This is a genomic window from Pseudomonas sp. QL9 (assembly GCF_041409665.1).
In the GTDB taxonomy this organism is placed as follows: domain Bacteria; phylum Pseudomonadota; class Gammaproteobacteria; order Pseudomonadales; family Pseudomonadaceae; genus Pseudomonas; species Pseudomonas knackmussii.
Genome location: NZ_CP166971.1, coordinates 1,910,105 through 1,923,023 on the forward strand (window position 1 = coordinate 1,910,105; position 12,919 = coordinate 1,923,023).

The 12,919-nt window shown below is 68.3% G+C and carries 13 protein-coding genes and 1 riboswitch; of the genes, 7 read left to right on the forward strand and 6 right to left on the reverse strand.

Annotated elements, in window-relative coordinates:
* The first annotated feature begins 9 nt into the window (after positions 1-9).
* The 3 genes from ACA097_RS09000 to ACA097_RS09010 all read left to right on the forward strand — a co-directional run bounded on the left by ACA097_RS09000 (position 10) and on the right by ACA097_RS09010 (position 1,822).
* Entirely contained in the window at positions 10-540 is a 531-nt protein-coding gene (locus tag ACA097_RS09000; protein ID WP_371369854.1) for a DUF3299 domain-containing protein, read from the forward strand.
* 129 nt (positions 541-669) lie between these two features.
* Positions 670-1,392, forward strand: coding sequence for an OmpW family protein (locus ACA097_RS09005; protein WP_043249014.1), 723 nt, complete (start codon positions 670-672; stop codon positions 1,390-1,392).
* 73 nt (positions 1,393-1,465) lie between these two features.
* Complete coding sequence (locus ACA097_RS09010; RefSeq protein WP_371369857.1) at positions 1,466-1,822, forward strand: SirB2 family protein; 357 nt, start codon at positions 1,466-1,468, stop codon at positions 1,820-1,822.
* Here ACA097_RS09010 and ACA097_RS09015 read toward each other — a convergent pair whose 3' ends face one another.
* The 4 genes from ACA097_RS09015 to ACA097_RS09030 form a co-directional block, all read right to left on the reverse strand.
* Positions 1,823-2,761, reverse strand: coding sequence for an NAD-dependent epimerase/dehydratase family protein (locus ACA097_RS09015; RefSeq protein ID WP_371369859.1), 939 nt, complete (start codon positions 2,759-2,761; stop codon positions 1,823-1,825).
* The gene (locus tag ACA097_RS09020; RefSeq protein ID WP_043256861.1) at positions 2,754-3,638 is read right to left on the reverse strand and encodes a sugar nucleotide-binding protein; all 885 of its coding nucleotides are present in this window, start codon (positions 3,636-3,638) and stop codon (positions 2,754-2,756) included. The genes ACA097_RS09015 and ACA097_RS09020 overlap by 8 nt, the downstream gene beginning before the upstream one ends.
* A gap of 129 nt (positions 3,639-3,767) precedes the next feature.
* Positions 3,768-4,247 carry a DUF934 domain-containing protein gene (locus tag ACA097_RS09025; protein ID WP_160285738.1) on the reverse strand — a complete coding sequence of 160 codons (480 nt, stop codon included), beginning with the start codon at positions 4,245-4,247 and terminating at the stop codon, positions 3,768-3,770.
* A complete protein-coding gene (locus ACA097_RS09030; RefSeq protein ID WP_371369861.1) occupies positions 4,244-5,914 on the reverse strand; it encodes a nitrite/sulfite reductase in 1,671 nt (556 codons plus the stop codon). Before ACA097_RS09030 ends, ACA097_RS09025 begins: the two co-directional genes overlap by 4 nt.
* Before the next feature lie 303 nt (positions 5,915-6,217).
* On the opposite strand from ACA097_RS09030, the gene ccoG reads away from it, so the two are divergent.
* The 3 genes from ccoG to ACA097_RS09045 all read left to right on the forward strand — a co-directional run bounded on the left by ccoG (position 6,218) and on the right by ACA097_RS09045 (position 10,294).
* Positions 6,218-7,627 (forward strand): cytochrome c oxidase accessory protein CcoG, encoded by a 1,410-nt coding sequence (gene ccoG, locus ACA097_RS09035; RefSeq protein WP_371369863.1) that lies wholly within the window; start codon positions 6,218-6,220, stop codon positions 7,625-7,627.
* A gap of 74 nt (positions 7,628-7,701) precedes the next feature.
* Positions 7,702-9,111, forward strand: coding sequence for a GntR family transcriptional regulator MpaR (gene mapR / locus ACA097_RS09040; protein ID WP_043256860.1), 1,410 nt, complete (start codon positions 7,702-7,704; stop codon positions 9,109-9,111).
* A 433-nt stretch (positions 9,112-9,544) separates the two neighbouring features.
* A complete protein-coding gene (locus tag ACA097_RS09045) occupies positions 9,545-10,294 on the forward strand; it encodes a Mut7-C RNAse domain-containing protein (RefSeq protein WP_371369865.1) in 750 nt (249 codons plus the stop codon).
* Here the strand turns inward: ACA097_RS09045 and cobM are convergent.
* Positions 10,291-11,040: a precorrin-4 C(11)-methyltransferase gene (cobM, locus tag ACA097_RS09050; protein ID WP_371369867.1), complete on the reverse strand. Its 750-nt coding sequence runs from the start codon at positions 11,038-11,040 to the stop codon at positions 10,291-10,293. The two genes, ACA097_RS09045 and cobM, sit on opposite strands and share 4 nt — an antisense overlap.
* Before the next feature lie 35 nt (positions 11,041-11,075).
* On the reverse strand, positions 11,076-11,480 hold the full coding sequence (locus ACA097_RS09055) for a cobalamin biosynthesis protein (RefSeq protein ID WP_371369869.1): 405 nt from the start codon (positions 11,478-11,480) through the stop codon (positions 11,076-11,078).
* A gap of 97 nt (positions 11,481-11,577) precedes the next feature.
* Positions 11,578-11,770, forward strand: a riboswitch (cobalamin riboswitch).
* 89 nt (positions 11,771-11,859) lie between these two features.
* Between ACA097_RS09055 and cobW the strand changes: the two genes are divergently transcribed.
* Complete coding sequence (gene cobW / locus ACA097_RS09060) at positions 11,860-12,912, forward strand: cobalamin biosynthesis protein CobW (protein WP_371369871.1); 1,053 nt, start codon at positions 11,860-11,862, stop codon at positions 12,910-12,912.
* The last annotated feature ends 7 nt before the right edge of the window (positions 12,913-12,919 follow it).

Below are 12,919 nucleotides of genomic sequence, written 5' to 3' on the forward strand. Positions count from 1 at the left end.
GCCTGAACCTTGAAGAAAGTTTCTCTCGCCCTGGGTCTTTTTCTCGTCCTGCTCGCCAGCGGCTCGGCCTTGGCCGGCGAGCCGCGCACCCTGACCTGGCCGCAGCTGATCCCCGAGGGCGCTCCGCCGCCCCCGCCGCCGGTGCCGATGCACGACATCTCCAAGCTGGCCGATACGCTCAACACCGAGAGCGCCCCGGCGGCGAAGCAGCAGACACCGAACGCACCCGTGGTGCAGGCGCTGGACGGCCAGCAAATCAAGCTACCCGGCTATGTGGTGCCGCTGGACGTGGCGGCCGACGGCGAGGTCCGCGAGTTCCTCCTGGTGCCCTACTACGGCGCCTGCATCCACGTGCCGCCGCCGCCGTCGAACCAGATCGTCTACGTGCACGACGCCAAGGGCGTGAAGATGGATGAGCTGTACCAGCCGTTCTGGGTCACCGGGAAAATCAGCGTGAAGGCCCTGGACAGCGACCTCGCGCAGGCCGGCTACCAGCTCAAGGCCGACGAGGTGGCGCCCTACGAATACGAGGGGCAGTGACTGCGACGGCTTGTCGCAGCTTGTCAAGGTCGGGCCTTTTGCCCGTATTGAGCTGCGTCAAGAAGCGCCACGGATCGCTGACTATCATGCGGAGCACCAACACTAATTCGAAACTCATGGAGCTCCGTCATGTTCAAGACCCCGCTCGCTGCAGCCCTGCTCGCCGCCACGGTCGCCGCCCCCTTCGCCGCCCAGGCGGCCGATGAATTCATGGGCCACCGCGCCGGTGACTTCATCATCCGTGGCGGCTTCGCCACCGTCGCTCCGAACGACGACAGCGGCAACGTCAAGCTCGACGGCAACAAGGTGAGCGGCACCAAGGCCACCGTGGACAGCGATACCCAGCTGGGCCTGACCTTCAGCTACCTGTTCACCGACCAACTGGGCGTCGAGCTTGTCGCCGCCACTCCGTTCAACCACCAGGTGGACGTCAAGGGCCTGAACCACGCCACCGGCCTGACCGGCCTGGACGGCAAGCTGGCCGACGTCAAGCAGCTGCCGCCGACCGTGCTGCTGCAGTACTACCCCATGGGCGGCCAGAACAACCCGTTCCAGCCCTACGCCGGCATCGGCGTCAACTACACCACCTTCTTCGACGAAAACCTGTCCAGCCAACGCGAGGACCAGGGCTTCAGCAACCTGAAGCTGCAGGACTCCTGGGGCCTGGCCGGCGAACTGGGCTTCGACTACATGCTCAACCCGCACGCGCTGGTGAACGTCTCGGTCTGGTACATGGACATCGACACCAAGGCCAGCGTCGACGGCCCGAGCGCCCTGGGCGTACAGAAGACCAAGGTCAACGTCGACGTCGACCCGTGGGTCTACATGGTCGGCTTCGGCTACAAGTTCTAAGCTGCAACTCCCGGGGACCCCAGCCCCAGCAGAAGGCGCCTTCGGGCGCCTTTTGTCTGTCCGAGGAAAAATCGTGTACCCGCTGCTGAAAGCCCTGCACATCACCTTCGCGCTGAGCAGTGCCGCACTTTTCTGCTGGCGCCTGGCCCTGAGCTGGAGCGGCCGGCGCACGCGCGGCTGGCAACGCTGGGCGCCGCACCTGGTGGATACCTTGTTGCTTCTAAGCGCCCTGGCGCTGGTGCACCTGGCGATGCCCTGGCCGCTGCCACGCTGGCTGCAGGCCAAGCTGGGATTGTTGGTGGGTTACATCGTGCTGGCCGGATTCGCCCTGCGCAGCACGCAGCGCCCGGCCAAGACGCTGCTCAGCGTCCTGGCGCTGGGCGCACTGGGCGGGATTTTCTACCTGGCGCTGGCCAAGCCCTGGTGGTGATCAGCGGCCGAGCAGGCGCGCCAGGCCGACGCCGATGGGCGTCGGTTGCGCAAGGCTGAAATGCGCCAGCAGGCGGCTGTTGTCGGCGCGCGAGTGGCGGATGTCGCCGGCACGCGCTTCGGTGTGAGTCACCGAGGGTAGGCCGCCGACCAGTTGGCCGATCTCGGCGAGCAGCTGGTTCAGGCTGGTGACCTGGTTCAGCCCGACGTTCACCGCGCCCTCGACGACCTGCTGCGCTTCCAGCGCCTGCACCAGCAATTGCACGAGATCGGCGACGTAGATGAAGTCGCGGGTCTGCTCGCCATCGCCGAACACCGTGATCGGCTGCCCGGCCTGGGCGCGCTGGGTGAAGATGCTGATCACCCCGGAATAGGGCGAGGACGGGTCCTGGCGCGGGCCGTAGACGTTGAAGAAGCGGAAGATCGCCGGCTCCAGGCCATGTTGGCGGCGATAGAAGTCCAGGTAGTGCTCGCTGGCCAGCTTGTCCGCCGCATAAGGTGTCAGCGGCGACTTCGGCAGGTCCTCGGTGATCGCCGTGCCCTGGCCATTCTGCCCGTAGACTGCCGCGCTGGAAGCGAAGAGCACGCGTTTCACGCCCTCTTCGCGCATCGCTTCGCAGAGATTGAGGGTGCCGATGAAGTTGCTCTGGTGGGTCGCCACCGGATCGTCCACCGACGCCTGCACCGAGGCTACCGCCGCGAGGTGCACAACAGCTTGGCAGCCGCTCAGCGCATGGCGCACCACGGTGGCATCGGCGACGTCGCCGACCAGCAGTTCCACGCCCGCTGCCAGGTTCTCGCGCTTGCCGGCGGATAGGTTGTCCAGCACGCGCACGCGGTAGCCGCGCGCCAGCAGCGCGTCGGCCAGGTGCGAGCCGATGAAACCGGCGCCGCCGGTGATGAGGATGGGGGCGGCGGATGCCGGGGAGATGTCAGCCACGACGGTAGTAACGGTCCAGTAGGGTCGGCAGCGCGGCGCGCCAGGCGCGCGGCTTGATGCCGAAGGTGTGGAGGATCTTCTTGCAGGCGAGCACCGCGTGCTGCGGCTCCTCGCTGGCGTCGGCGCGCACGGCATGGGCCTGGGCGCTCGGGTCGCGCAAGTTCTGCCCGCTGAGAGCACGGGCCTCGGCGACGATCACCTGGCCCAGGGCCAGGGTGGTGGTGGCCTCCAGGCCGCCGTAGTGATAGGTGCCCCACAGCGGCGCCTGGCAGTCGAGCTGCTTGAGCACCGAGAGGATCACCCGAGCGGCGTCGTCCACCGGCGTCGGGTTGCCGCGGCGGTCGTCGGCGAGGAAGAACTCCTGGTCCAGCCGCGTGCGTTCGAGGAAACGCCCCAGGCTGCCTTCCAGGCTGTCATCGATCAGCCAGCCGAAGCGCAGCAGCACATGGCGCGGGCACGTTGCACGCACCCACTGCTCCATGCGCCACAAAGCCTGGCCGCGACGACCCAGCGGCATGGGCTCGTCCTTCTCGCTGTAGGCGGTGGCGCGGGCGCCATCGAACACGCGGTAGCTGGAGGGCTGCAGCAGGAGGATGTCGTGGTGCTGGCAAAGCTCGGCGAGGCGTTCGACCGCGCGTTCCTGGCCGGCCAGGCGCGCCTCGTCGACGGTCTCGGCCTGGAACCAGTCGAAGTAGTAGGCGAGGTTGATCACCGCGTCGGGGCGGGTCTCGTCCAGCAGCAGGGTCAGGCTGGAGGCGTCCCAGCCGGTCTCGGGCGGGCGGGGTGCGAGGAAGCCGATGTCCTCCTCGGCACCCAGGCGGATCAGCGCCTGTCCAAGGGCATTACCACCACCCAACAGCATCAGGCGCATGCGCATCTTCAGGGGGTCACTCGAATCGTGGGCCACGGCCGACGGCGCGACCGTCGGCAATATCCCCGGCATTTTTCCTGCCCTCCGGGACAGCGTCAAGCACAGCCGCCGCGCGGCGCGCGGGATTGAGCCCCTTCAGCGGCGGCGGAACAGCGGCCTGGGCTCGATCGCCGAGCGTCCGTAGAGCACGCTGAGGCCGGCCAGGCCCTTGATGGCGTCCTCCACGGGCTTGTCCTCGCGCACCGCGAAACTGTCGAATCCGCACTGGCGCATGTGCGCGAGCTGGTCGCGCAACACGTCGCCCACCGCCCGCAGTTCGCCGCGCCAGCCCAATCGCTGGCGCAGCAGGTAGGCCAGGCTGTAGCCACGACCGTCGCGGAAGCTGGGGAAGTCGATGGCGATCAGCGAAAGCTCGTCCAGCCGCTCGACGAGGCGCTGCGGATCATCTTCCGGCGCCAGCCACACCCCCCGCGTCGCCCGCGAGGCCAGCCAGGCTTCCAGCGGCAGGATCAGGTCGCCTTCGGGCAGCACCTCCGGCACCTCGCGCAGCAACTCCCAGGAATCTTCCGGCGCCAGCTGTGCCACGCCCTCGTGCAAACGGATCAGGTTCTTCATGCCGGCACCTCCGCCTGCTGGTAGACCCGCGCCTTGAACGGTTCCAGGCCGACGCGCTCGACGGTCTCGACGAAGCTCTCGCCGGCGCCGCGTTGCTCGACGTAGGTGGCGACGATGCGCTCGATCACAGCCGGCACCTCGGCGGCGCTGAACGACGGGCCTATCACCTTGCCCAGCGTGGCGCGCTTGCCCTGGGCGCCGCCGAGGGTGACCTGGTACCACTCGCTGCCGTTCTTGTCGACGCCGAGGATGCCGATGTTGCCGATGTGGTGGTGGCCGCAGGCGTTCATGCAGCCGGAGATGTTCAGGCTCAGCTCGCCGAGGTCATGCAGGTAGTCGAGGTCCTCGAAGCGCTGCTGGATGCCCTGGGCGATGGGAATCGACTTGGCGTTGGCCAGCGCACAGTAGTCGCCGCCCGGGCAGGCGATTACATCGGTGAGCAGGCCCTGGTTAGGCGTTCCCAGCCCGACGGAGCAGGCTTCTTTCCACAGCGCGTGCAGGTCGGCCTTGCGCACGTCCGGCAGCACCAGGTTCTGTTCGTGGGCAACGCGAATCTCGCCGAAGCCGTAGCGCTCGCTCCAGTCGGCGACGCACTCCATTTGCTCGGCGGTGACGTCACCCGGCGGTGCGGCCACGCCCGGCTTGGTCGACAGCACCACGCTCGCGTAGCCCGGCACCTTGTGCGGGCGCACGTTGCGCGAGGCCCAGCGGGCGAAGTCGGCATCGCCGGCCAGGGCACTGCCGTAGGCCAGCTCGTCGCCGGCGGCGGCTTCGTAGCGCGGCGGATCGAAGGCCGCGACCACGCGCTGCAGTTCGGCCAGGGTCAGCTGCGCCTCGCCGTCGCGGATGTGCTCCCACTCCTCCTCCACCTCGCGGGCGAAGGCCTCGATGCCCAGCGCCTTGACCAGGATCTTGATCCGCGCCTTGTACTTGTTGTCGCGCCGGCCGTGGCGGTTGTACACGCGCAGGATGGCCTCGACGTAGGACAGCAGGTGCTGCCAGGGCAGGTCTTCGCGGATCATCTGCGAGAGGATCGGCGTACGCCCCAGGCCTCCGCCGACCATCACCCGCAGCAGCAGTTGCCCGGTCGCGTCGCGATAAACGTACAGGCCGATGTCGTGCATCATCACCGCCGCGCGGTCTTCCTCGGCGGCGCACAGGGCGATCTTGAACTTGCGCGGCAGGAACAGGAATTCCGGGTTCACCGTCGACCACTGGCGGAGGATTTCGGCCAGCGGACGCGGGTCGAGCAGCTCATCGGCGGCGACGCCGGCGAAGGCTTCGGTGGTGACGTTGCGCACGCAATTGCCGGAGGTCTGGATGGCGTGCATCTCGACCTCGGCCAACTGTTCGAGGATGTCCGGCACCTGCTCCAGCTCGATCCAGTTGAACTGGATGTTCTGCCGCGTAGTGAAGTGCCCGTAGCCACGGTCGTACTCGCGGGCAATGCGCGCCAGCGCGCGCAGCTGGGCGCTGGCCAGGGTGCCGTAGGGAATCGCCACGCGCAGCATGTAGGCGTGCTTCTGCAGGTAGAGGCCGTTCTGCAGGCGCAGCGGCAGGAACTCCTCCTCGCTCAGCTCGCCGGAGAGCCGGCGCGCCGCCTGGTCGCGGAACTGCGCGACGCGCTCGCGCACCAGAGCGTGGTCGTAATCGTCGTATCGGTACATCGCCGGGGGCCCTCACAAGGCTGCTGCGGCAGCCTGCGTCGGACCACCACTGATGGATGGCCGCACTATGGCCGGCGGCTGTACTGCAAAACAGCGGCAGATCGCACGCAAAAAAGCAGATCAGATGTTTCGCCAGGCACCACTGGGCCGCCCTGCGACCGCGTGCCGCGCCTACCAGCCAGGCCGCGCGCCGCGCCTGGTCCGGCGCATCTGATATGGCTTTTTCCGCAATACCTGAATCTGTTTCGCCTGCAGGGTCGTTCCTATAGTCGCGGCGCATCCCCAGCCTGATGGGCCACGACAATGAGCGAAAGAATCCCCGCGAAGATCGTCGAGATCGCCGCCCCGCAACGCTTCACCCCGCCGCCCAAGCCGCTCTCGGCGGTCACCCCGACGGTCTACACCAAGCGCTTCACCGGGCGCTTCCGCGACCTGCGGCGGCTCGGCGGCGCGGCGCTGTTCCTGCTGTTCTTCGGCACCCTCTGGCTGAACTGGAACGGCCGCCAGGCGGTGCTCTGGGACCTGCCCGAGCGCAAGTTCTACATCTTCGGCGCGACCTTCTGGCCGCAGGACCTGATCCTGCTCTCGGCGCTGCTGATCATCGCCGCCTTCGGCCTGTTCTTCATCACGGTGCTGGCCGGGCGCATCTGGTGCGGCTACACCTGCCCGCAGAGCGTGTTCACCTGGGTCTTCATGTGGGCCGAACAGGTCACCGAAGGCGACCGCAACCAGCGCATGAAGCTGGACAAGGCGCCGCTGAGCGCCGAGAAGGTCCTGCGCAAGGGCGCCAAGCACGGCCTCTGGCTGCTGGTCAGCCTGGCCACGGCGATCACCTTCGTCGGCTACTTCACCCCGGTGCGCCCGCTGGTCGCTGATCTGTTCAGCTTCCAGCTCGACCTGGAAAGCAGCTTCTGGGTGGCCTTCTTCGCCGCCGCGACCTACGCCAACGCTGGCTGGCTGCGCGAGCAGGTGTGCATCCACATGTGCCCCTACTCGCGCTTCCAGAGCGTGATGTTCGACAAGGACACCCTGGTCATCTCCTACGACGCCGCCCGCGGCGAATCGCGCGGCGCGCGCAAGAAGGAAGCCGACCCGAAAGCCCTCGGCCTGGGCGACTGCATCGACTGCCAGCAGTGCGTGCAGGTCTGCCCCACCGGCATCGACATCCGCGACGGCCTGCAGATCGCCTGCATCGGCTGCGCCGCCTGCGTCGACGCCTGCGACACGGTGATGGACAAGATGGGCTACGCCCGCGGCCTGGTCGCCTACACCTCCGAACGCGCCCTCGAAGGCGGCCGCACGCACCTGCTGCGTCCGCGCCTGGTCGGCTATGCGGCGGTGCTGGTGGCGATGATCGGCGCCTTCGTCTGGGCGCTCGAAGCACGGCCGCTGATCAACCTGGACGTGGCCCGCGACCGTGGCCTGTTCCGCGAGAACGCCGCCGGCGAGATCGAGAACATCTACAACCTCAAGCTGATCAACAAGACCCAGCAGCCGCAGCGCTACCACCTGAGCCTCGCGGATGCCTCGGGCTACCGCCTGCAGGGCGTGCCGGAGCTGAGCCTGGCGCCCGGCGAGATCCGCGACTTCGCCGTCTCGGTGGCCAGCCTGGCGCAGAGCAGCGCCGGCGGATCGGTGCCACTGCACTTCCAGGTCAGTGACGGCCATCAGCAGATCGACGCCGCCAGCACCTTCGTCTCGCCGAGGCGCTGAGCATGGCGCTCCGGCATGGCGACAACCTCGCGCAGCGCCTAGAGTGGGAGCCTTCGCCCCACGCCCAGGACAAGATGAAGCGCTACGAGAAATTCGCCGACGAAATCGCCGAGCTGATCCGCAGCGGCGTGCTCGCCCCCGGGCAGAAGGTGCCCTCGGTGCGCCACGCCAGCCGCACCTACGGGGTCAGCGCGTCCACCGTGTTCCAGGCCTACTACCTGCTGGAGGACCGCGGGCTGATCGTCGCCCGCGCGCGCTCCGGCTACTTCGTCCGCGAGCACGCGCGGCGCGACCTGGCGGAACCTGAGATCGCCCGCCACGAGGCGCAGACCACCGAGGTGGACGTCAGCGAGCTGGTGTTCTCGGTACTCAGCTCGATCAAGGACCCGGACACCGTGCCCTTCGGCTCGGCCTTCCCGGCCCCGGAACTGTTCCCCCTGCCACGCCTGGCGCGCTCCATGGCCCAGGCCGTGCGCGACATGGACCCGCGCGCCACGGTCGCCGACATGACGCCCGGCAGCCACGCCCTGCGCCGGCAGATCGCCTTGCGCTACATGGTCAATGGCACGCCCTTGCCGGTGGAAGAACTGGTCGTAAGCAACGGCGCGCTGGAAGCGCTGAACCTGTGCCTGCAGGTGGTCACCCGCCCCGGCGACCTGGTGGCCATCGAGGCGCCAGCCTTCTACGCCACCCTGCAGGTGCTCGAACGGCTGAAGCTCAAGGCCGTGGAAATCCCCGTGCACCCGCGCGAGGGCATCGACCTCGACGTGCTGGCCGACAGCCTGGAGCGCCTGCCGATCCGCGCCTGCTGGTTCATGAGCAACTTCCAGAACCCGCTCGGCGCCAGCATGAGCGAGGACAAGAAGCGCGCCCTCGCCGGCCTGCTGGCAAAGCACCAGGTGCCGATGATCGAGGACGACGTCTACGCCGAGCTGTACTTCGCCCAGCAGGCGCCCAAGCCGGTGAAGGCCTACGACAGCGAAGGCCTGGTGATGCACTGCAGCAGCTTCTCCAAGAGCCTGGCGCCAGGCTACCGGGTCGGCTGGGTGGCCGGCGGGCGCTTCCACGAGCAGATCGCCCGGCTCAAGCTGATGACCAGCCTGTCGGCCTCGGTGCCGGCCCAGGCGGCCATCGCCGACTACCTGCAGCACGGCGGCTACGACCGCCACCTGCGCAAGCTGCGCCATTCCCTGGAAAGCCAGCAGCACGCGATGCTCGCCGCGGTGGCCCGGCACTTACCCGATGAAACCCGGGTGACCCGCCCCAGCGGCGGCTACTTCCTCTGGCTGGAACTGCCCGAGCGAATCGACGCGCTGCGCCTGTTCCAACTGGCCCTGGCCCAGGGCATCAGCATCGCCCCGGGGCCGATCTTCTCCGCCACCCGCGGCTTCCGCCACTGCCTGCGGCTGAACCACGGCCACCCGTGGACGACGCGCAGCGAAAAGGCCATGGAGACCCTGGGGCGGATCATCCAGTCGCTCTGAACTGCTCCGCTGTCCGGCGGCCGATCTGTACCTGTGCGACCGACCGCCGCAGCGTTAGGCTGGAAGCCTTCGATCACCCTGGAGGGAAGGACATGGAAGCCGAATCCCTGCACATCTTCCTCACCGTCCTGGCGGCGCTCGGCGTGCATCTGGGCGTGCGCTGGTACATCCGCCACGGGCTGGCCGAACGGCGCGACGACTGGGAGGCCTGAGGCCAGCCCCCACCACGAATACCGCCCCCGTAGGGCGAATAACCCCGTGGGGGTTATCCGCCGTTTTCGTGCCGGGCCGCGGCGCATAACCGCGAACGCGGTCATGCGCCCTACGGGTGGATCGGCGCGGGGAATCTCGCGGATGAGATCCGCTTCTACGGGATGACGCCAACCGCCCACCCCACCTGGCCACCCCTCCCCCGCCTGCCATACTTCCTCGCATGATCACCGCGACCTTCCGTTTCTACGAGGAGCTCAACGACTTCCTGCCGAGCCTGCGTCGGCGGCGGGCGTTCGATTGCGTGTGTGCGCAATCCGCGACGGTGAAGCACATGATCGAAGCCCTCGGCGTGCCGCATACGGAAGTCGAGCTGGTGCTGCTCAACGGCGAGTCGGTGGGCTTCGACCGGCTGATCCTGGATGGCGACCGGGTCGCCGTATACCCGAAGTTCGAACGCCTGGACATCAGCCCGCTGCTCAAGGTGCGCACGCGACCGCTGCGGGTGCTGCGCTTCATCGCCGACGCCCACCTCGGCGGGCTTGCCGCGCTGCTGCGCATGAGCGGCTTCGACACCCTCTACGACAACGCCTTCGAGGACGGCCAGATCGCCGAGATCGGCGCCCATGAGGGGCGCGTCGTGCTGACCCGCGACCGCGAACTGCTGAAGCGGCGGATCATCAGCCACGGCTGCTACCTGCATGCGCGCAAACCGGCGCCGCAACTGCGCGAACTTTTCGAGCGCCTGGACCTGGCGCGCAGCGCACGGCCGTTCAGCCTGTGCCTGCGCTGCAACCATCCGCTGCACGAGCTGCCAGCCGAGCTCGCCCGCAGCCGCGTACCGCCAAGCATCGCCGCGCGGCACAGCCGCTACCTCGCCTGCGACGCCTGCGACCGGGTGTTCTGGGAAGGCTCGCACTGGCGCAGCATGCAGGCGCTGCTGGCGCCGCTACTAAAAGCGCGGGAGCGCTAGGACGGCCGGTACAGGTGCTGGTGCCGGGCGCTGTACAGCGACGATTCGGTGAAGCCCTCTGCCCCCAGTACGTGCCCGACGAGGATCAGCGCGGTGCGCTTGAAGCCCTTGGCGCGGGCCTTGGGCAGGATATCGCCGAGGGTGCCGGTGACCTGGTCCTGATCCGGCCAGCTGGCGCGGTGGATGACCGCGATCGGGCAGTCCGCTCCGTAGTGCGGCAGCAGCTCCTCGACGATCTTCTCCAACTGCCCCACACCCAGGTGGATAGCCATGCTCGCCCGGTGCCGCGCCAGGTCGCCCAACTGCTCGCCCTCGGGCATCTTCGTCTTGCTCGCATAGCGGGTGAGGATCAGCGTCTGCGAGATATCCGGCAGTGTCAGCTCGCAGCCCAGCAGCGCGGCGCAGGCAGCCGTCGCAGTGACGCCGGGGACGATCTCGTAGGGGATGCCGAGTCGGCGCAGGTGCTGGATCTGCTCGCCGATGGCGCCGTACAGCGAAGGGTCGCCGGAGTGCACGCGGGCCACGTCCTTGCCCTTGCCGTGGGCCTCGGCAAGCAGCGCGATGATCTGCTCCAGGTGCAGCTCGGCGGTGTTCACCACCACCTCCGCGCTGTGCCCTTCCAGCACCGCCTCGGGCACCAGCGAGCCGGCGTAGAGAATCACCGGGCAGCTGCGCACCAGGCGTTGGCCCTTGACCGTGATGAGCTCGGGATCGCCGGGGCCGGCGCCGATGAAATAGACCGTCATGCTGGCTTCGCTTCGGATCGGAAAAGGTGCGCAGTCTATCCCAACGCAAAGGGCGCCATGGCCAGCGCGCAGGTGGCGTTGGCGCTGCGCCGCTTGGTCAGCACCAGGCGCGCCGGGCCTTCGGCCAGCGCCTCGGCCAGCGCCAGCGCGGAGGCTTCGGCCACGCCGGGGCTGCCGGTGGCCTGGCGCACCAGCGCCGAGGTCGAGCTGAGCTGGCTTTCGTAGGGCAACAGGCGCTCGGCGGGCAGCAGCTCCAGCGGCAAGCGCAACTGGCGCGCGAGTTCGCGCAAGCCGCCCTCCAATGCCTTGGCCTCGCTGCTGGCCAAGGCTTTCAGCAGCGTCTCGTCGAGCCCGGCTTCGCGCAGGCAGGCCCGCAGCAGGGCGAGCAGTTCGTCGGCGCCGCAATCTTTGCGGCAGCCCAATCCGGCAACCAGGATCATGCGGGCCTCCTCGGGCGGGGAATCGCCGGGCAGCTCAGCACGGGCCCCGCGCGCCGTCAACGGCCGGGTGGCGATTGACCGGCCCAGGCGGCCTGCGTAGCCTGTGCGCCTTCGAGGTTCTTCGGCCGCGCGCCGAAGCTAAGAGGGAACGTGGTCCAAGCCACGGCTGCCCCCGCAACTGTAAGCGATCGGAACTCCTTCGAATGCCACTGCCGCAAGGTGGGAAGGCGAAGGACGAGGCGAAAGCCGGATCGCGAGCCAGGAGACCTGCCTCGCACAGCATTACGACAACCGGGCGGGGTGATCCGGGTGGCGGCTTCCGTTGCACGGCTGCTCCGTGCGCGCGCCTCTGCATCCCGTCCTCTGCGCAGAGGCGAACATGCAAACCCTGGCCAAGCTCCCCGTCACCATCGTCACCGGCTTCCTCGGCGCCGGCAAAACCACCCTGCTCCGGCACATGCTCGACAACGCAGAAGGCCGCCGCATCGCGGTGATCGTCAACGAGTTCGGCGAGCTCGGCATCGACGGCGAAATCCTCAAGCAATGCTCCATCGGCTGCAGCGAAGAAGAGGCCGTCGGCCGCGTCTTCGAGCTGGCCAACGGCTGCCTGTGCTGCACCGTGCAGGAAGAGTTCTTCCCGGTGATGCGCGAGCTGGTGGCCCGCCGCGGCGACCTCGACCAGATCCTCATCGAGACCTCCGGCCTGGCCCTGCCCAAGCCGCTGGTGCAGGCCTTCCAGTGGCCGGAAATCCGCAACGCCTGCACCGTCGACGCGGTGATCACCGTGGTCGACAGCCCGGCCGTGGCCGCCGGCACCTTCGCCGCGCACCCCGAGCAAGTGGACGAGCAGCGCAAGCAGGACCCGAACCTCGACCACGAATCGCCGCTGCACGAACTGTTCGAAGACCAGCTCACCAGCGCCGACCTGGTGGTGCTGAACAAGGCCGATCTGCTCGACGCCGCCACCATCGCCCAGGTGCGCGCGCACGTCGCCGAAGAACTGCCGCCGGCGGTGAAGATCATCGAGGCCAGCGCCGGCCAGCTGCCGCTCTCGGTGCTGCTGGGACTGAACGCCGAGGCCGAGCTGCATATCGACAGCCGCCCGACCCACCACGATCACGAAGGGCACGAGGACCACGACCACGACGAGTTCGACTCCTTCCACGTCGACCTGCCGGAAGTCGAGGAGCGCGCCCTGCTGGAAGCCCTCGGCCAACTCGTCGAGCGCCACGGCATCCTGCGCATCAAGGGCTTCGCCGCCATCCCCGGCAAGCCCATGCGCCTGCTGATCCAGGGCGTCGGCAAGCGCTTCGACAAGCACTTCGACCGCAAGTGGCTGAGCGACGAAACCCGCGCCACGCGCCTGGTGGTGATCGGCCAGGAGCTGGACCAGGCGGCCATCACCAACGAGCTGCGCACCGCGCTGGCGTAACACCGCT

Coding starts and splice junctions, on each gene's coding strand:
- ACA097_RS09005 (WP_043249014.1), top strand. CDS start 670: ATGTTCAAGACCCCGCTCGCTGCAGCCCTGCTCGCCGCCACGGTCGCC.
- ACA097_RS09020 (WP_043256861.1), bottom strand. CDS start 3,638: ATGCGCATGCGCCTGATGCTGTTGGGTGGTGGTAATGCCCTTGGACAG.
- ACA097_RS09025 (WP_160285738.1), bottom strand. CDS start 4,247: ATGAAGAACCTGATCCGTTTGCACGAGGGCGTGGCACAGCTGGCGCCG.
- ACA097_RS09030 (WP_371369861.1), bottom strand. CDS start 5,914: ATGTACCGATACGACGATTACGACCACGCTCTGGTGCGCGAGCGCGTC.
- ccoG (WP_371369863.1), top strand. CDS start 6,218: ATGAGCGAAAGAATCCCCGCGAAGATCGTCGAGATCGCCGCCCCGCAA.
- mapR (WP_043256860.1), top strand. CDS start 7,702: ATGAAGCGCTACGAGAAATTCGCCGACGAAATCGCCGAGCTGATCCGC.
- ACA097_RS09045 (WP_371369865.1), top strand. CDS start 9,545: ATGATCACCGCGACCTTCCGTTTCTACGAGGAGCTCAACGACTTCCTG.
- cobM (WP_371369867.1), bottom strand. CDS start 11,040: ATGACGGTCTATTTCATCGGCGCCGGCCCCGGCGATCCCGAGCTCATC.
- ACA097_RS09055 (WP_371369869.1), bottom strand. CDS start 11,480: ATGATCCTGGTTGCCGGATTGGGCTGCCGCAAAGATTGCGGCGCCGAC.
- cobW (WP_371369871.1), top strand. CDS start 11,860: ATGCAAACCCTGGCCAAGCTCCCCGTCACCATCGTCACCGGCTTCCTC.